Source organism: Streptomyces sp. MA5143a, assembly GCF_900290235.1.
Lineage (GTDB): Bacteria > Actinomycetota > Actinomycetes > Streptomycetales > Streptomycetaceae > Streptomyces.
In genome coordinates, this window is record NZ_OLMK01000072.1 from 14,812 (window position 1) to 31,560 (window position 16,749).

The following is a 16,749-nucleotide window of genomic DNA, read 5'->3' on the forward strand; positions in this document are numbered from 1 at the left end:
CGGCGACCGCGTGGCCCCGTCGGGGTCAGCCCGCGGCCGCGTGGCTCCGTCGGGTCACCCGGGCCGCGACGAGCCCGAGGGCCAGCACGACGGGCACGGTGAGCTGGAGCCAGAGGGCGGTGGTGGGGTCGCCGCCGATGAGCGTGGTGAAGTTCTCGATGATCAGCCAGATGGCGCCGGCGATGCCGAGCGCGCCCAGGACGGGGGCGATCAGTGTGTTCCAGGGCCGGGTGTCGGCGCGCGAGCGGCGGAAGAAGACGACCACGGACACCGAGGTCAGGAAGTACAGGAGCATGATCGCGAGGACGGCGACCCCGCTGAACCAGGAGAAGAGGGTCAGCACCGGGTCCTTGCCGAGGAGCGCGAACGGGACGACGAGGGCCACCGCGATCACGGTCTGGACGGTGCCGGCGACCCAGGGGGAGTGACGGCTGTTGAGCGCGGTCAGACCGTGGGGCAGCAGACCCTCACGGCCCAGCGAGAACAGATAGCGGTTGGCGGAGTTGTGGAAGGCGAGGATGCCCGCGAACAGCGAGGTGGCCAGCAGGACCGGCAGGACGTCACCGGTCCACGCGCCGAACAGGTCGGCGACCGGGGCGAACACCCAGGAGGCGGCGTCGCCGCTCTCCAGCGCCTTGCCCGCGTCCGCCGTCGCCCTGGACGCGCCGTGCGCGGAGACCAGCATCCACGACGTGAAGGCGAAGAACACGGTGATCACGGTGACCGACAGATAGGTGGCCCGGGGGACGGTTCTCCTCGGTTCCCGCGCCTCCTCGCCGTAGAGGGCGGTGGCCTCGAAGCCGATCATCGACGCCACCGCGAACATCAGCGCCACACCCGGGGCGCCCTGGAGAGCCGCGTCCGGCGAGAAGCTGTCGGTGAAGCCGAGCCCCTCGGGGCCGCCGCCCTTGAAGAAGGTCACCAGGGCGAAGGCGATGAGGATGCTGAACTCCGCGAGGACGAACACGGCGAGCACCTTGGCGCCCATCTCGATGCCGGCGGCGCCCAGCACCTGCACGACCGCCATCGTGACCAGCGCCCAGACCCACCAGGCGACGCCGACGCCGGTGTGGTGCTCGACGAGGCCGCTCATGGTCGCGCCGTACAGCCCGTACAGGGCGGCCTGGACCGTGCAGTAGGCGAAGAGGGCCACTCCGGCGCTGCCGGAGCCCGTCGACCGACCGAGGCCCTTGCCGATGTAGGTGTAGAAGGCGCCGGCGTCCACGACGTGGCGGCCCATGGCGACGAAGCCGATGGAGAACAGCAGCACCACCACGCCGGCGGCGACATAGGCGGCGGGGGCGCCCGCCCCGTTGCCGATGACGACGGCGATGGGCACGGCACCGGCGATGCCGGTCAGCGGGGCCTGGGCGGAGAGGACGAAGAAGAGGATGCCCAGGACGCCGAGGGAGTCGGGCTTGAGTCTGCTTGCCGTGGAGTTGCCTTGCGAGGTGTGCGGGGCGACCGCCGTCTGACTGTCCACTCGGATCACCTGTCGGGACGGGGAGGGATGGGAGTTCGTTTCGGGTCAAACGAGTTGCCTTATCGTGGGCTTGAACTATCCGTTTGGCAAGGGGGTGGGGGCAAGATTTTCCACTGGGTGGACACCCCCGTGCGCACACCTGTGACCGCGGGCGCGCAACACGACGAGGCCCCGGACGCAACGGTGTCCGGAGCCTCGGAAAGCGCAGGTGGGAGGGCTACTCGGGGGTGTCCCCGGCGTCGGCGCGGCCGGTGTCGCCGTCGGCTTCCAGGAGCCGCAGCAGACCGCGCAGCCGCTCCACGGCGGCGTCAGTGACCTCCGGCTCGCCCAGGACGAGCTGGTGCAGCACCAGACCGTCGAGGGCGGCGAACACCAGCCGGGCCAGCGCCTGGTCGGCGTCGGCCGGCAGCATACGGCTCAGCTCGCGCCGGGTGGCGTCGAAGTACTCGTCGTAGAGCGCCCTCAGCTGCGGCAGCAGCTCGGGGCGGCGGCGGGACTCCAGCAGCAGCTCGTACTGGAACGCCTGCCGCCCGGGGTCCGCCGTGACCATCTCCGACAGGCCCGTCGAGAAGTCGGCGACTTTGCCGGTGCCGGGTTCGAGCGCGCTGACGCTCAGCGACGTGCGGATGGTGTGGGCGAGCGCCTCCTCGATCAGCGCGTCCCGCGAGCCGAAGTGGTGGACGACGAGTCCGTGGGTGACCCCGGCCTCCTCCGCGACGGCCCGGTAGGTGAGTTTGCGCAGTCCGCCCCGTGCCACCACCCGGACCGCGGCGTTCAGCAGGGCCTCCCGCCCCTCGCCGTAGTGCAGGCGCTTGCGTGGCTTCCGGCTCTTGGGCACGTCGGCGGAATCGGTCATGCCGGTGACCCTACCCGTACGGTTCCGGGCCCCTGCGGGCGTGCCGGGCGTCGCGGGGCAGGCGGGAGTTGGACGACAGACCCTAGGGGCCCGCCGTACCGCACCGGGCGCCCGGTGCGGCGGCCCGGTGCGGCAGGACTCGGGGCGGTGTCAGCGCTTCGGCGGGCGGATGCCGCGGAACTCCCAGTCGCCGCCCAGCGCCGTGGACAGCACCTCCTCGGACTCGGTGGGCTGCGCGCCGACGTCGCTGCGGATCGGGGCGGGGCCGGTGACGATGTGGTTGGTGAGCCGCCCGAGGCCCTCCACCTCGACCTCGACGACGTCGCCCGGCCGCACGGGCCGGGAGTTGGCCGGTGTGCCCGACAGCAGGACGTCGCCCGGGTACAGGGTGATGGTGCGGGCGATGTCGGCGACGAGGTAGTGCATGTCCCACTGCATCTCGTCGGTCGAGCCGTCCTGCGCGACCTCGCCGTTGACGTAGGTCCGAAGGCTCTTGCCGCGGAAGTCCCAGTCGGTGACCAGGCCCGGGCCGAGCGGGCAGAGGGTGTCGGAGCCCTTCACGCGGAGCATGGAGCCCGCGTCCGTGTCACGGAAGTCGTGCAGGCCGTAGTCGTTGGCGACGGTGTAGCCCGCGATGTACTCGCCGGCCTCGGCGGGGGAGATGTTCCGCGCCGTCCGCCCGATGACGATGGCGACCTCGCCCTCGTAGTTGAGCCACTTGCAGCCCTCGGGGCGGACGATCGCGCCCCGGTGGGAGTTGAGGGCCGAGGTCGGCTTGTGGAAGTACGTGGGGGTGTCCGGCAGCTCGATCCCGAACTCGTCGACGCGGCTGCGGTGGTTGAGGTGGACGGCGATCACCTTCGACGGCACGACCGGCGGCAGGTGGTGCGCGTCCTCGGTCTTGACGCGGCGGCCGTCCCCGGCGACCAGCTCGTCCCCGTCGACGGTGACCTGGACGGCGGCGCCGTCGAGCAGGATGCGGCGGTACTCAGGCATGGGAGGACTCCTGTACGGGGGTGTGGGATGCGGTCCAGCCGTCGGCGGGCCGGTCGAACCAGAGGTGCACCTGGCCGGTGCCGACGGAGTTCTCGTACTCGCCGTACTGCCGGGCCCTCGCCGCGCACGCCCGCTCGCCGAGGGCGCCGGCCATCATCAGGTAGTGGAAGAACTTCGCCTCCGGCTTGAACTTCCAGAACTGGTCCATGGTGTCGAGGACCCGGTCGTGGCGTCCCTCCTTGAACCAGGCGATCCGCTCCTCGTCGGCCGCGCGCGCCTCCGGGGTGAAGATGTGCACCGGGTCGCTCGCCTCGTGGTCGCGCAGTTCGCGCAGCGGCCAGAAGGTGTGCGAGAGGGCGCCCGAGGCGATCAGCAGCACCCGGCGGCCCGGTGTGGCGGCGATACCGTCGGCGAGTGCCCGCCCCAGTCGCAGATGGTCCTCCATGTCGCCGGTCTGGCAGACCCCGATGGTCACCCACCGCTTGTCCGGCAGCCCCTCGCCCAGGAACTTCCACAGGTTGATGGTGGCGTAGTAGATCGGCAGGTACTCGTCCTCGATCGCGGTGATCCAGGTGCCGTGCTTGTCCGCGAACTTCTCGATGTTGTGCGCGAGTTCGGGGTCGCCGGGGAAGTCGTACGGCATCCGGCACATGCCGCGTGGCAGCTCCTCGGAGGTGAACAGCCCGGCCCGCCGCGCCTGCGCGGTGACCACGAACTCGACGGTGGTCGCCCAGTGCGAGTCGAGGACCACGACCGTGTCGTAGTCGTCCCGCTCGAAGACGTCCTCACGGAGCTGCTGGAGGCCGGTGACGAGGGTGATCTCCTTGCCCTCGTTCAGCTCCAGCCGGTCCTCCTGCGGCAGCACGATGGTGGGGACATGGGCGAGGAGGCCCGCCCCGACGATCTCACCCATGGTTGTTCCATCCGTTCGGTGCGGTGACCGTGTTCTTCAGGTCGCAGTAGAAGTCGAAGCTCCAGGTGCCGCCCTCGCGGCCCACTCCGGACTGGCGGGAGCCGCCGAAGGGCGCCTGGAGGTCGCGGACGAAGAAGCAGTTGACCCAGACGGTGCCCGCCACGAGCCGGGCGGTGACCCGCTCGGCGCGGGCCGGGTCGCCGGTGGCGAGGGTGGCGGCCAGCCCGAACCGGGTGTCGTTGGCGAGCCGGACGGCCTCGTCCTCGTCGGTGAAGGTCTGGAGGGTGAGGACCGGCCCGAAGACCTCCTCCTGCACGATCTCCGAGTCCTGCGCCACATCGGTGAGCAGGGTCGGCGCGTAGTACTGCCCGTCCAGCCGGTGCCCGCCGATGACCGCACGGGCGCCGGCCGCGACCGCCCGCTGCACGAAGCCGTCGATCTTCTCCAGCTGCCGTGGATGGATGTTGGGCCCGATGTCGGTGGCCTCGTCCCGGGGATCGCCCTGCTTCAGCGCGCTCGCCTTCTCGACGAACCGCCGGGTGAACTCCTCGGCGACCGCCTCCTCGACGAGGAAGCGCGTCGCCGCCAGGCACACCTGTCCGGCGTTGTCGTACTGCTCCACCGCGAGGTCGACGGCGAGGTCCAGGTCGGCGTCCGCGAACACCAGCAGCGGGGACTTGCCGCCGAGTTCGAGGCTGAGCGGGGTGAGGTGGGCGGCGGCCGATGCGGCGATCCGCCGGGCCGTGGGCACCGAGCCGGTGAAGCTGATGCGGCGCACGTCCGGGTGCGAGGTGAGGGCGTCGCCGATCTCGGCGCCGTAGCCCTGCACGACGTTCAGCACACCGGCCGGCAGTCCCGCCTCGGCGGCGATGTCGGCGAGCAGGGAGGCCGTCAGCGGTGACCACTCGGCGGGCTTCAGCACCACGGTGTCGCCGGCGGCGAGCGCCGGGGCGACCTTCCAGGTGGCGAGCATCAACGGGGCGTTCCACGGGGTGATCAGCACGCAGGGGCCCGCCGGGTCCCAGGACACGTGGTTCGTGTGCCCGCGCGTCTCGAAGTCCTCGTGCGCCAGCTTCAGCAGCCAGTCGGCGAAGAACCGGAAGTTGTGTGCCACCCGGGGCATCACGCCGCGCCGGTGCGACCGCAGCAGCGCTCCGTTGTCGGTGGTCTCGACGACGGCGAGCTCTTCCAGGCGCTTCTCCACGCCGTCGGCGATGGCGTGCAGGATCCGCGCCCGCTCGGCCCGCGAGGTCGCGGCCCACCCGGGGAACGCGGCCTTCGCGGCGGCGACGGCGGCCTGGGCCTCGGCGGGTCCACCGCGGGCGATCTCGCCGAGCACGGCGCCGTCGATGGGGGAGTGGTCGGTGAAGGTGCCGGAGGAGGCGACGCGCTCGCCGCCGATCCAGTGCCGCGTGTCGACGGGGACTCCGCCGACGACGATCTTGTCAGACATGGGGAGGGGTGTCCTTTTCAGCGAAGGGGAGGTGCGCCGACCCAGGGCGCGGGACGTGTCGGCACGTGGCTGTGCCGCGTGGGCGCGGCGCGCCACGGAGTGCCCGTGGCGGCCCGCCGCCGGGCTCACTCGTCCGCCGCTCCCGACATCCCGGACTCCAGCAGCCGTCCGCCGTCCCACACCACGCCGACCTGCCGGTAGTACGCGGCGATCGGCTCCTCCACCGTCAGCCGCGCCAACTCCTCCGTCGGCGCCTCGAACAGCTCCAGCTCCGCGTCGCCGACCCAGGGCTGCCCACCCTCGAAGGAGGCCGCGCCGGACTCGATCAGCTCGTCCAGCGCCAGGCCCTTCCCCTTCTCGACCGACGGCAGCCACCGGTGGTGGGCCATGGGGTGGCCGTTGACGAAGCCGTTCGTCTCCGACGGCTCCCGCAGTGTCACCACCGTCTGGGCGAGCCGCCGGTCCGCCGCGGCGAGGGTCGCCCCGAAGCGGGCCCCCGCCTCGATCCGCGGAGCGGGCCCGTACGGATGGGGCCGCGTCTGGTGGATGGACCCGAGCTTCTTCGGGTAGCCCTGGTGCAGCCCGCGGGCGATCGCGAAGTCCTTGTCGACCCAGATGTACACGCACCGCGAGTACGTCCGCCCCCGGTACGTGCACCGGACGACCGCGAAGGCCTCCTTGTACTGGGAGAGCACCGGGTCGAGCAGCTCCGTGCCGGACGCCGAGCAGGACTGCCAGTCGGCCCAGATCAGCGCGACCGCGCCCGGGTCCTCGTCGGCGAGTTCCAGCGGTTCCGGCAGCAGTTCACGCACCCGCGCGGGGTCCGTGCGGTACTCGACGGTGAGCAGGTCGCCCGAGTAGCGCCAGGGCGGGGAGGGGATCAGCGACGAGGAGCCCGTCGCCGTCTTGGGGTGGAGGAATCCACGGACGGTGGTCATGGTGAGGCGGTTCCTTACGCGGTGAGGGCGGGCTGCTTCAGCAGGTCGGCGCGGTGGCGGGCGGCGGCGGAGGCGATGGCCGGGCCACCGAGCGCGACGACGCCGACCAGACGGGCGTCGCGGTGGTAGCCGACCAGGACGTCCCCGGCCGGGTCGCCCTCCAGGACGCGCACGTCGCCCTTGCCGAGGACGGGGGCGCCGAAGGACTGGAGCCGGAAGTCGTGCTGGTCGCTCCAGAAGGTGGGCAGCGGGGCGAAGGGCGCGGGTTCGGCGCCGGTCAGCACCTTGGCCGCGTGCTTGGCGGTGTCGGTGGGGATGCACCAGTGCTCGACCCGGCGCGGTACGCCGTCGTAGCGGGCGTTGGGGAAACGCGCCACGTCGCCCACCGCGACGACCTCCGGCCGTCCGCCGACCCGCAGCTGTTCGTCGGTGAGGACTCCGTCGGTCAGGTCGAGGCCGTTGCCGTCGAGCCACTCGGTGTTGGCGAGCGAGCCGACCGACTCCACCACCACGTCGGCGGGCAGTACGGTGCCGTCGTCGAGGACCACCCCGGTGACACGGTCCTCGCCCGCGAAGCCGGCGACCCCGGTGCCGAGGGCGAAGCGCACCCCGCGCTCCTCGTGCCGGGCGAGCAGCGCGCGGCCGAGCAGCTCGCCGAGCGGGCCGACCATGGGCAGCGGCAGCGGATCGACGACGGTCACCTCCGCGACACCGAGGGCCACGGCGGTCGCGGCCACCTCGCAGCCGATGAACCCGGCGCCGACGACGACCACCCGGGCACCGGGCCGGGTCAGCTCCGCCCGCAGGCCCTGCGCGTCGGCGAGGGTGCGGACCGTGTGGCGTCCGGCGAGGGGACCGGGGCAGCGCAGCCGCCGGGGTCGCATCCCGGTGGCGGCCACCAGCGCGTCGTACGGCAGCTCCGAGCCGTCGTCGAGGACGACGGTCCGTTCGGCGAGGCGGGACGCGACGACCCTGGTGCCGAGGCGCCACTCCACGTCGGCCACGCTCGCGCGGGGCCGGAAGGCGAGGGACTCGAAGGGGGCCTTCCCGGCCAGCACCTCCTTGGAGAGCGGGGGCCGGTTGTAGGGCATGTGGGGCTCGTCGCCGACGAGCGTGATCGCCCCGGTCCAGCCGGCCGCGCGCAACTGCTCGGCGGCGCGCAGACCGGCCATGGAGGCGCCGGCGACGACCACGCGTGCGCTGGTGGGAGCCATGGTCAGGCCTCGATCCGGATGGCCTGGAGCGGACAGACGTCGGCGGCTTCCTCGACCTCGTCGAGCAGCGCGTCGTCGGGGTCGCTGACGTAGGCCAGCCGCCCGTTCGCGTCCAGCTGGAAGACCTCGGGGGCGGCGAAAACGCACTGGCCGTGGTCCTGGCACTTGTTCATGTCGACGACGACCTTCATGGCCGGTCCTCCTCAGGTCATTTGGCTCCAAACAACATAGGAAGCCGCACACCCCTGGTCAATAGCTGTCCAGGTGGATAATTTTTTGGCCTCAGCCCCTTGCGGGCCACTGGGCCCCTTCTTATCGTTTGGGCTCAAATCATCTGCCTGCCGCCGAGGAGACAACGGTGAGCGCATCCCCAGCACCGGACATTCGTCAGCACCAGGAGCGGCTCGCCGCCGAGGGCATCGACGTGGTCCGCGTGACCTACCCCGATCTCATCGGCACCGACCGCGCCCGGGACGTCCTGCTCGACAGCCTGCCCACGGCCTGCGAACACGGCCTCACCTTCTGCCGGGCCGTCTACCACACCTCCCCCCAGGGGGACGTCGTCCCGGTGCCCGGGGGCCTCGACGCGGGGCTGCCCGACATCCACGTACGACCGGACCTCGACACCCTGGTCCCGCTGCCGTGGGAGCCCGGCGTCGCCGCCTGCCTCGGGGAGACCGTCGACCCGGCCACCGGGTCACCCGCGCCCGAGTCGCCCCGCGACCTGCTGCGCACCGTGCTCGCCCGCTGCGCCGAACAGGGCCTGACCCCGATCGTCGGGCCCGAGTTGGAGTACTTCCTGTGCGACGAGGACCCGGCGTCCCCGAGCGGCTGGAAGCGCTACTCGGGCGCGGCGGGAGTCGTCTACACCGCCGGCCTGCGCGCCGACCCCGACAACCATCTGCTGCGCACCCTGCGCCACCTCCGCGACCTGCGGATCGGCGCCACCAACGGCAACCACGAGTTCGACGGCGGGCAGTTCGAGATCAACCTCGACCACTCCGAGGCGCTGTCGGCCGCCGACCGGTCCTTCCGCTTCAAGGCCGCCGTCAAGGAGCTCGCCCGCAAGGAGGGCCGGCTCGCCACCTTCATGGCCAAGCCGTTCAACGACGCCGGTGGCTCCGGCTTCCACCTCCATCTGTCCTGCGACGACGAGCGCGGGAAGAACGCCTTCGACGACCCGTCCGGCGCCCACGGCCTGTCCGCCACCGCCCGGCACGCCCTCGCCGGCATCCTCGCCCACGCCCCGGCGCTCGCCGCCCTCGCCAATCCGACGGTCAACTCCTACAAGCGCTTCGGGCCCGACACCCTCGCGCCCTGGCTGATCGACTGGGGGCTCGACAACCGCAGCGCCATGGTCCGCGTCCCGCCGGAGCGCGGTTCCGGCGCCCGCCTCGAACTGCGGCTCGGTGACGCCAGCGCCAACCCGTACCTGCTGATCGCGGGCACGATCGCCGCCGCGCTCCTCGGGGTCCGGGCGGGCGAGGAGCCCCCCGCCCCGCTGGAGGGCTACGGCTACGACACCGCCCGCTCGGCCGTCCTGCCCATGAACCTGTCCGAAGCCCTCGACGCGCTGGAGGCGGACACCGCCCTCACCGAGGTGCTCGGCAAGGACTTCACCACCTCGTACCTCGGCTACAAGCGGAACGAGGCCGAACGCTTCCACCGGCACGTCACCGACTGGGAGTTCACCGAGTACGCCTACCACCTGTGACGTCCAGGAGAACCAAGAACATGACCACTTCCGCCCACCTCCCCTCCGTCCGCGAGGCCCTCCAGGAGCCCCTGCCGCTGGCCGACGTGGACCTCGCCGACCTCGGCAACTTCACCGACGGCATCACCCCCTGGCGCATGTTCCACACCCTGCGCCACGAGGACCCGGTGCACTGGCAGCCCGAGGACGCCCCCAACTCCGGCTTCTGGGCCGTCACCCGGCACGCCGACATCGCCCGCGTCGACCGGGACGCCGAGACCTTCACCTCGACCAGGTTCGTCAACCTGGAGGAGGTCGACGACGACCAGATCAAGACCCGGGCCTCCATCCTGGAGATGGACGGCGTGCGCCACCGCGCGCTGCGCAGCGTGATCCAGCGGCAGTTCGGCGCGGGTGTGATCAACGGCTACACCGACTTCCTGCGCGGACTGACCGCGACCACGCTGGACGCGGCCCTCGCGAAGGGCACCTTCGACTTCGTCGCCGACGTCTCCGCCGACTTCCCCATCAACGTCCTCGCCCGACTGCTGGACGTGCCCCCGGAGGACAACCAGAAGCTCATCGACTGGGGCAACCGCATCATCGGCAACACCGACCCCGACTACGCGGACGTCCTGCTGCACAGCGAGGAGAGCGAGAAGTACCGTCATCTGCCGTTCCGCTCGCCCGCCTCGGTGGAGGTCTTCGAGTACGGCCGCGAACTGGCCCGGCAGCGGCGCGGCGGGGACGGCACCGACCTGGTGTCCCGTCTGGTCAACGCCACGCCCCGCGACGGGGTGCCGCTCTCCGCGCAGGACTTCGACAACTACTTCCTGCTGCTGGTGGTGGCCGGCAACGAGACCACCCGCCACACCATCTCCCACTCCATGCTGGCCCTGCTCCAGCACCCCGAACAGCTCGCCCGCCTCCAGGCGGACCCGTCGCTGATCCCGGTCGCGGTCGAGGAGTTCCTGCGCTGGGCCTCACCCGTCTACCACTTCCGCCGCACCGCGACCCGGGACGTGGAGCTGGGCGGCAAGCACATCAAGGAGGGCGAGAAGGTCGTCATGTGGTTCGCCTCCGGCAACCGCGACGAGGAGGTCTTCGGCAACCCGTACGACTTCGACGTGGCCCGGCAGAACAACGACCACGTCACCTTCGGCAAGGGCAGCCCGCACCTGTGCCTCGGCAATCTGCTGGCCCGCACCGAGATCCGCATCATGTTCGAGGAGTTGATCCCCCGGCTCGCCGACATCCGGCTCGCCGGTGACGTCCCGCGCGTGCGGTCCAACTTCGTCAACGGCATCAAGAAGCTGCCGGTCGAGGTGACCCTGGCCTGACGGTCCCCGGCTCAGCCGGACTTCCAGCCGGGAAGCGTCGGCAGCACCTTCTCGGCGATGCGGAACAGCGCCGCGTCGTCCGGCGGCAGTCGGTCCTCACGCCAGATGACCAGGTCGTAGGTGTCGCCCTTGTCCTTGGTGTCGCTCGCCACCAGCAGATGGCGGGCGACACCGCCGGGGCCCGACGTGGCGTCGCCGCCGTCGAGCCGGAAGGAGATGGCGATGGTCTGCCCCGAGTAGAGCACCGCCTTGTGTCCCAGGACCGTCCTGGACTGGGCCCCGGCGCCCAGGTACTCGATCGACTCCGCGACCGGGAGATCGTCGTACGACGCCGAGATCTGTACGGTGTGGGACTCCAGTTCGACCTTCGCCTCGGGGGTGACGGTCTTGGTGCCACTGGCCCAGCGGGACTCGCTCTCGCTGCCGGTCGCGTACTCCGCCTCCTCCAGCGGTGTGCCGACGAGCTTCGGTAGGTCCTTGCGGTTCAGCGCGGTGCACAACTGCGCCCCGGAGACCCGCTTCCTCGGCGCCGGCGAGGCGTCGTCCGAGGTCGAGCAGGTGGCCGGCCCGCTGTCCGTGCCCGGCCCGGCGAAGGCGTCCTGCAACCACAGGCCGCCGGCCACCACCCCGAACAGGACGAACGCCAGGATCGCCTGGCCCCACGCCCCCGTGTCCTTCTCGGGCGCCCCTTGACGGTCGTTCATGTCCCCCACGCCCGCGGTCCCCACGCCTACGTCCCCCACGCCATGTCCCCCACCCCGAATACGCGCCCCGTGCGCGCCGGGGGAGCTTAACGGGTGTTCGTTCGACGCGCGGACAATATTGCGATCATGTGATCGCACCCGTCGGCGGGTAGAACCCCGGCATCCGGTCGAGCGAAGGACCCGTATGACTCAGCAGAGCTCCCTCGGTGTCGCCGTCATCGGCACCGGCCGGATGGGCGCCGACCATGTGCGCCGGATCACCGAGGTCACCAGCGGTGCCCATGTCGCCGCCGCCGTCGACCTCGACACCGACCGGGCCGAGGCGGTCGCCGCACGCGTCGACGGCTGCGCGGCCTTCTCCGACGCCGCCGAGGCACTGGCCTCGCCGGGCGTCGACGCCGTGCTCGTCGCCTCGCCGGGACCGGCCCACGAGGCGGCTCTGCTCACCGCCTTCGCGCACGACCTGCCCGTCCTGTGCGAGAAGCCCCTCACCCCGGACACCGCCGCCGCGCTCCGTCTGCTGGAGGCCGAACAGCGGCTCGGCCACCGCAGGGCGCAGGTGGGCTTCATGCGCCGCTACGACCGCGAGTACGTCAGGCTCAAGGCCCTGCTCGACAGCGGGGAACTGGGCCGCCCGCTGATGCTGCACAACCGGCACCGCAACCCCGAGAACCCGCCCGGCTTCACCAGCGCCATGGCCATCAACGACTCCGTGGCCCACGAGATGGACATCACCCGCTGGCTGCTCGGCCAGGAGGTCGTCGCCGTCACCGTGCTGCGGCCGCGCCCGTCCGGGAACGCCCCCGAGGGCCTCGCCGACCCCCAGTTCGTCGTCCTGGAGACCGACGGCGGCGCCCTCTCCGACGTCGAGCTCTACCTCAACGCCCGCTACGGCTACCAGGTCCAGGCCGAGGCCGTCTGCGAGCACGGCACGGCCCGCATCGGCGACGGGCACGACCTGCTCGTCACCGTCGCGGGACGCTGGGGCGGCACGGTCACCCCCGGCTATCTGGAGCGCTTCGAGGACGCCTACGACCGCGAGGTCCAGGCGTGGGTCGACGCCACCCGCCGCGGTGAGGTGACCGGCCCCGGCGTCTGGGACGGGTACGCCGTCGCGGCGATCTGCGAGGCGGCCGTCCGCTCCCAGACGCAGGGCGGCCGCGTCGAGGTCCACCTCGTCGACCGCCCCGCCTTCTACAGCCCCTGACCCGCGTCACCGCCGACCAGGCCCGGCGTGGGGATTCTCCACCCGCGACCGGGACCCCAGTGCTTCCCGCCCGGTGGGCATGCTCAGTTCAAGGGCGTACGAGGCGCCCCCGTCGGGAGGGCTGAGGCATGGGAACCGAGGACCGCGAGCGGGCGCGCACCCTGGCCGGGAAGACCGCGCTGATCACCGGCGCGGGCACGGGCATCGGCCGGGAGACGGCGCTGCTGCTCGCCGAGGAGGGCGCCACCGTCGTCCTCGTCGGACGGCGCCGGCAGGTGCTGGACGAGGTCGCCGCCGCCGTCGAGGGAAACGGGGGCACGGCCTTCGCCCGCCCCACGCACATCGAGAACGCCGAGGACGTTCGGGCACTCGCCGCCTGGACCAGGGACACCGCCGGGCCCGTCGACCTCCTCGTGAACAACGCGGGCGGCGCGGGCCGGGTCGTCGACGTCCGCTGGACCGGCGAGGACGAGTGGAACGCCGTCATGGGCGTCAACCTCACGGCGGTCTACCTGCTCACCCAGGCCGTCCTCCCCGACATGCTGGAGCGCGGCGGCGGCTCCATCGTCACGATCTCCTCCCTGGCCGCGATCCGGCCCACCCTCCTCGGCGGCGCCCCCTACGGCGCCGCGAAGGCCGGCGTGCGGAACTTCATGGCGTACCTCCGCAACAGCTACCGCGACGAGGGCGTCCGGGCGACCTGCATCCTTCCCGGCGCGGTCGACACACCGGTCCACGACACCCGTGCCGTGCCGCCGGGCCCGGAGCAGCGGGCCGCCATGGTGCGGCCCGAGGACGTGGCGCGCGCCGTGCTGCTGTGCGCCTCGCTCCCGGAGCGCACGCTGATCGAGGAGCTGGTCATCGCGCCCACCGTGCAGCGGCAGGGGTGACGGACGGGATCACAGGCTCGTCAGCACCTGCGGCGACATCGTCTTGATCATGGTGTTGGTCCAGCGCGTCTGGCGCAGTGTCCGCGGGTGACAGGCGGAGGCCAGGGAGAGCAGCGCCGGGTCCTTCGCCGCCTGGGCGAGCTGGGCCAGCATCTCCCAGTGCAGGGAGTTCGCCGTGGCGCTCAGATGGAGTTCGCGCAGGTCCCGCAGGAGCAGCAGTCCGGGATCGAGGGCGTCGGTGGTCTCGGCGATCGACCGGTTCCCGTGCGGGGCGAACACCGCGTCGGACGCGTCGCCCGCCTCCGCCGGGCCGGTGAGGTCCACCTCGCGGTCCGCGGCGGTGGCGGCGATCCGCCGGACGTGTTCGCGGGACCAGCCGGCGAGGTCGGTGGCGACATGGTGGATCTCGTGCTCGGCGCGGTGCCGGTCGGCGACCCGTTCGAGTTTCCCGGCCAGGTTCCGCTCGCCCCGGTGGAGTGCGCGCAGGGCGAGGGCGATGCCGTCGTTCACCGGGTGCCTCCGTCGTGGTCGAGGGCGGTCAGCGCGGCGGACGTACGGTGTTCGCTCACCCCAGGGCCGGTCGATGCGGTCGAGCGACGACTCCATGGCTGCCTCCCGCCGACGGATCACCGCCGGGTACCCGGCGGCACCACCGGATAACACCGCTGACCCGTGGCGGGTGCGGGACGCCCACCCACGGGTGCCCACACGACGACGTCCGGGCCGGCCCGTGGGGGCCGGCCCGGACGCCGGGGTCGGACGGGGCCGGATCAGCTCCGGCCCGCGTCACTCGGGGACCGGGGTCCCCGCGGGATCAGACGAGGTCGAACCGGTCCAGGTCGGAGACCTTGGCCCACGCCGCGACGAAGTCCTTCACGAACTTCTCCTTGGCGTCGTCGCTCGCGTACACCTCGGCGAGGGCACGGAGCTCGGAGTTCGAGCCGAAGACCAGGTCGGCACGGGTGCCGGTCCACTTGACCTCGCCGGTGGCCGCGTCACGGCCCTCGAACAGGGTCTGGTCCTCGGAGGTGGACTTCCAGGTCGTGCCCAGGTCGAGCAGGTTGACGAAGAAGTCGTTGGTCAGCTTGCCCGGGGTCTCGGTGAGGACGCCGTGCGTGGAGCCACCGGTGTTGGCGCCCAGGACGCGCAGACCACCGACGAGGGCCGTCAGCTCGGGGGCGCTCAGGGTCAGCAGGTTCGCCCGGTCGAGCAGCAGGTACTCGGCGGGGAGGCGGTTGCCCTTGCCCAGGTAGTTGCGGAAGCCGTCGGAGGTCGGCTCCAGCGCGGCGAACGACTCGACGTCGGTGTGCTCCTCCGTCGCGTCCACACGGCCCGGCGTGAAGGGGACCTCCACGTCGAAGCCGGCGTCCTTGGCGGCCTTCTCCACGGCGGCGGCACCACCGAGGATGATCAGGTCGGCCAGGGAGACCTTCTTGGCGCCGGTGTTGAACCCGGCCTGGACGCCCTCCAGGACGCTCAGGACGTGACGCAGCTCGTCCGGGTTGTTGACCTCCCAACCGCGCTGCGGCTCCAGGCGGATACGGGCGCCGTTGGCACCGCCGCGCTTGTCGCTGCCGCGGAAGGTGGACGCCGACGCCCAGGCGGTGGAGACCAGCTGGGAGACGGTGAGACCCGAGTCGAGCAGCTTGGCCTTGAGCGCCGCGATGTCGGCGGCGTCGATGGCCTCGCCCTCGGCCTGGGGCAGCGGGTCCTGCCAGAGGAGGGTCTCCTCCGGGACCTCCGGGCCGAGGTACAGCGACTTCGGGCCCATGTCACGGTGGGTCAGCTTGTACCAGGCGCGGGCGAAGGCGTCCGCGAACTGGTCGGGGTTCTCGTAGAAGCGACGGGAGATCTGCTCGTAGACCGGGTCGAAACGCAGCGACAGGTCGGTGGTGAGCATGGTCGGCAGGTGCTTCTTCGACGCGTCGTGCGCGTCCGGGATGATCGCCTCGGCGTTCTTCGCCACCCACTGCTTGGCGCCGGCCGGGGACTCCGTCAGCTCGTACTCGTACTCGAAGAGGTTCTTGAAGAAGCCGTTGCTCCACTGGGTCGGCGTGGCCGTCCAGGTCACCTCCAGGCCGGAGGTGATGGTGTCGCCGCCCTTGCCGGTGCCGTAGCCGGACTTCCAGCCGAGGCCCTGCTCCTCCAGGGAGGCGGCCTCGGGGTCGGCGCCCACGTTGTCCGCGGGGCCGGCGCCGTGGGTCTTGCCGAAGGTGTGACCACCGGCGATGAGGGCGACGGTCTCCTCGTCGTCCATCGCCATGCGGCGGAACGTCTCACGGATGTCGCGGGCGGCGGCGACCGGGTCCGGGTTGCCGTTGGGGCCCTCGGGGTTGACGTAGATCAGACCCATCTGGACGGCGCCGAGCGGGTTCTCCAGCTCGCGGTCGCCGGAGTAGCGCTGGTCGTCGAGCCAGGTGGTCTCGGGACCCCAGTACACGTCCTCCTCGGCCTCCCAGACGTCGACGCGGCCGCCGCCGAAGCCGAAGGTCTCGAAGCCCATCTGCTCCAGCGCGACATTGCCGGTGAGGATCATGAGGTCGGCCCACGAGATGGACTGGCCGTACTTCTTCTTGACCGGCCACAGCAGACGGCGGGCCTTGTCCAGGTTGGCGTTGTCCGGCCAGCTGTTCAGCGGCGCGAAGCGCTGCTGACCGGCGCCGGCGCCACCACGGCCGTCGCTGATGCGGTAGGTGCCGGCGCTGTGCCAGGCCATACGGATCATCAGCGGGCCGTAGTTGCCGAAGTCGGCCGGCCACCAGTCCTGCGAGGTGGTCAGCACCTCGGCGATGTCCTGTTTCACGGCCGCGAGGTCGAGGTTCTTGAACGCCTCGGCGTAGTCGAACTCCTCACCCAGGGGGTTCGCCACGGCGGGGTTCTTGGCGAGGATCTTCAGGTTGAGCCGCTCCGGCCACCACTGACGGTTACCGCCACCCTGCGTGGGGTGCGCGGCGCGGCCGTGGGCGACCGGGCAACCGCCTGCACCCTCCGCCTTCTGATCCGTGACGATCGCGTCGTGGTTCTCAGTCATGGGAGTCCTTCCGAACTGGGTGGATCACGGT

General features: G+C 71.7%; 15 protein-coding genes. 4 read left to right on the plus strand and 11 right to left on the minus strand.

Translation table 11 applies throughout. The features are described from left to right. Positions 1-25 precede the first annotated feature (25 nt). The 8 genes from SMA5143A_RS28545 to SMA5143A_RS28580 form a co-directional block, all read right to left on the minus strand. The gene (locus tag SMA5143A_RS28545; protein ID WP_107465692.1) at positions 26-1,483 is read right to left on the minus strand and encodes an APC family permease; all 1,458 of its coding nucleotides are present in this window, start codon (positions 1,481-1,483) and stop codon (positions 26-28) included. A gap of 217 nt (positions 1,484-1,700) precedes the next feature. After that, on the minus strand, positions 1,701-2,339 hold the full coding sequence (locus tag SMA5143A_RS28550) for a TetR/AcrR family transcriptional regulator (protein ID WP_107465693.1): 639 nt from the start codon (positions 2,337-2,339) through the stop codon (positions 1,701-1,703). A 150-nt stretch (positions 2,340-2,489) separates the two neighbouring features. Beyond that, entirely contained in the window at positions 2,490-3,335 is an 846-nt protein-coding gene (locus tag SMA5143A_RS28555; RefSeq protein WP_107465694.1) for a fumarylacetoacetate hydrolase family protein, read from the minus strand. Continuing rightward, complete coding sequence (locus SMA5143A_RS28560; RefSeq protein ID WP_107465695.1) at positions 3,328-4,248, minus strand: 3,4-dihydroxyphenylacetate 2,3-dioxygenase; 921 nt, start codon at positions 4,246-4,248, stop codon at positions 3,328-3,330. The genes SMA5143A_RS28555 and SMA5143A_RS28560 overlap by 8 nt, the downstream gene beginning before the upstream one ends. Further along, positions 4,241-5,701 (minus strand): aldehyde dehydrogenase, encoded by a 1,461-nt coding sequence (locus SMA5143A_RS28565; RefSeq protein ID WP_107465696.1) that lies wholly within the window; start codon positions 5,699-5,701, stop codon positions 4,241-4,243. Before SMA5143A_RS28565 ends, SMA5143A_RS28560 begins: the two co-directional genes overlap by 8 nt. A gap of 125 nt (positions 5,702-5,826) precedes the next feature. Then, positions 5,827-6,639 carry an acetoacetate decarboxylase family protein gene (locus SMA5143A_RS28570; RefSeq protein ID WP_107465697.1) on the minus strand — a complete coding sequence of 271 codons (813 nt, stop codon included), beginning with the start codon at positions 6,637-6,639 and terminating at the stop codon, positions 5,827-5,829. Between the two features lie 14 nt (positions 6,640-6,653). Next, positions 6,654-7,853 carry an NAD(P)/FAD-dependent oxidoreductase gene (locus SMA5143A_RS28575; RefSeq protein WP_181362048.1) on the minus strand — a complete coding sequence of 400 codons (1,200 nt, stop codon included), beginning with the start codon at positions 7,851-7,853 and terminating at the stop codon, positions 6,654-6,656. A 2-nt stretch (positions 7,854-7,855) separates the two neighbouring features. Further along, on the minus strand, positions 7,856-8,044 hold the full coding sequence (locus SMA5143A_RS28580) for a ferredoxin (RefSeq protein WP_055512415.1): 189 nt from the start codon (positions 8,042-8,044) through the stop codon (positions 7,856-7,858). A 167-nt stretch (positions 8,045-8,211) separates the two neighbouring features. Between SMA5143A_RS28580 and SMA5143A_RS28585 the strand changes: the two genes are divergently transcribed. Both SMA5143A_RS28585 and SMA5143A_RS28590 read left to right on the plus strand, forming a co-directional pair. Further along, positions 8,212-9,567 carry a glutamine synthetase family protein gene (locus SMA5143A_RS28585; protein ID WP_107465698.1) on the plus strand — a complete coding sequence of 452 codons (1,356 nt, stop codon included), beginning with the start codon at positions 8,212-8,214 and terminating at the stop codon, positions 9,565-9,567. Between the two features lie 20 nt (positions 9,568-9,587). Further along, positions 9,588-10,886, plus strand: a complete 1,299-nt coding sequence (locus SMA5143A_RS28590) for a cytochrome P450 (protein WP_107465699.1) — start codon at positions 9,588-9,590, stop codon at positions 10,884-10,886. An 11-nt stretch (positions 10,887-10,897) separates the two neighbouring features. Here the strand turns inward: SMA5143A_RS28590 and SMA5143A_RS28595 are convergent, their stop codons facing one another. Further along, entirely contained in the window at positions 10,898-11,590 is a 693-nt protein-coding gene (locus SMA5143A_RS28595; RefSeq protein ID WP_181362049.1) for a DUF6215 domain-containing protein, read from the minus strand. Between the two features lie 184 nt (positions 11,591-11,774). Between SMA5143A_RS28595 and SMA5143A_RS43145 the strand changes: the two genes are divergently transcribed. Further along, the gene (locus tag SMA5143A_RS43145; RefSeq protein ID WP_181362050.1) at positions 11,775-12,797 is read left to right on the plus strand and encodes a Gfo/Idh/MocA family protein; all 1,023 of its coding nucleotides are present in this window, start codon (positions 11,775-11,777) and stop codon (positions 12,795-12,797) included. A 128-nt stretch (positions 12,798-12,925) separates the two neighbouring features. After that, the gene (locus SMA5143A_RS43150; protein ID WP_181362051.1) at positions 12,926-13,687 is read left to right on the plus strand and encodes an SDR family NAD(P)-dependent oxidoreductase; all 762 of its coding nucleotides are present in this window, start codon (positions 12,926-12,928) and stop codon (positions 13,685-13,687) included. 9 nt (positions 13,688-13,696) lie between these two features. On the opposite strand, the gene SMA5143A_RS28610 is transcribed toward SMA5143A_RS43150, so the two are convergent. Further along, positions 13,697-14,197, minus strand: coding sequence for a hypothetical protein (locus tag SMA5143A_RS28610; protein WP_107465701.1), 501 nt, complete (start codon positions 14,195-14,197; stop codon positions 13,697-13,699). Between the two features lie 304 nt (positions 14,198-14,501). Continuing rightward, positions 14,502-16,718, minus strand: coding sequence for a catalase/peroxidase HPI (katG, locus tag SMA5143A_RS28615; RefSeq protein ID WP_107465702.1), 2,217 nt, complete (start codon positions 16,716-16,718; stop codon positions 14,502-14,504). Positions 16,719-16,749 lie beyond the last annotated feature (31 nt).

What these genes read in the sequence shown, in the direction of transcription:
- SMA5143A_RS28550 (WP_107465693.1), bottom strand. Translation starts at nt 2,339, where the DNA reads ATGACCGATTCCGCCGACGTGCCCAAGAGCCGGAAGCCACGCAAGCGC.
- SMA5143A_RS28590 (WP_107465699.1), top strand. Translation starts at nt 9,588, where the DNA reads ATGACCACTTCCGCCCACCTCCCCTCCGTCCGCGAGGCCCTCCAGGAG.
- SMA5143A_RS28570 (WP_107465697.1), bottom strand. Translation starts at nt 6,639, where the DNA reads ATGACCACCGTCCGTGGATTCCTCCACCCCAAGACGGCGACGGGCTCC.
- SMA5143A_RS28555 (WP_107465694.1), bottom strand. Translation starts at nt 3,335, where the DNA reads ATGCCTGAGTACCGCCGCATCCTGCTCGACGGCGCCGCCGTCCAGGTC.
- SMA5143A_RS43150 (WP_181362051.1), top strand. Translation starts at nt 12,926, where the DNA reads ATGGGAACCGAGGACCGCGAGCGGGCGCGCACCCTGGCCGGGAAGACC.
- SMA5143A_RS28560 (WP_107465695.1), bottom strand. Translation starts at nt 4,248, where the DNA reads ATGGGTGAGATCGTCGGGGCGGGCCTCCTCGCCCATGTCCCCACCATC.
- katG (WP_107465702.1), bottom strand. Translation starts at nt 16,718, where the DNA reads ATGACTGAGAACCACGACGCGATCGTCACGGATCAGAAGGCGGAGGGT.
- SMA5143A_RS28580 (WP_055512415.1), bottom strand. Translation starts at nt 8,044, where the DNA reads ATGAAGGTCGTCGTCGACATGAACAAGTGCCAGGACCACGGCCAGTGC.
- SMA5143A_RS28575 (WP_181362048.1), bottom strand. Translation starts at nt 7,853, where the DNA reads ATGGCTCCCACCAGCGCACGCGTGGTCGTCGCCGGCGCCTCCATGGCC.
- SMA5143A_RS28595 (WP_181362049.1), bottom strand. Translation starts at nt 11,590, where the DNA reads ATGAACGACCGTCAAGGGGCGCCCGAGAAGGACACGGGGGCGTGGGGC.
- SMA5143A_RS28565 (WP_107465696.1), bottom strand. Translation starts at nt 5,701, where the DNA reads ATGTCTGACAAGATCGTCGTCGGCGGAGTCCCCGTCGACACGCGGCAC.
- SMA5143A_RS43145 (WP_181362050.1), top strand. Translation starts at nt 11,775, where the DNA reads ATGACTCAGCAGAGCTCCCTCGGTGTCGCCGTCATCGGCACCGGCCGG.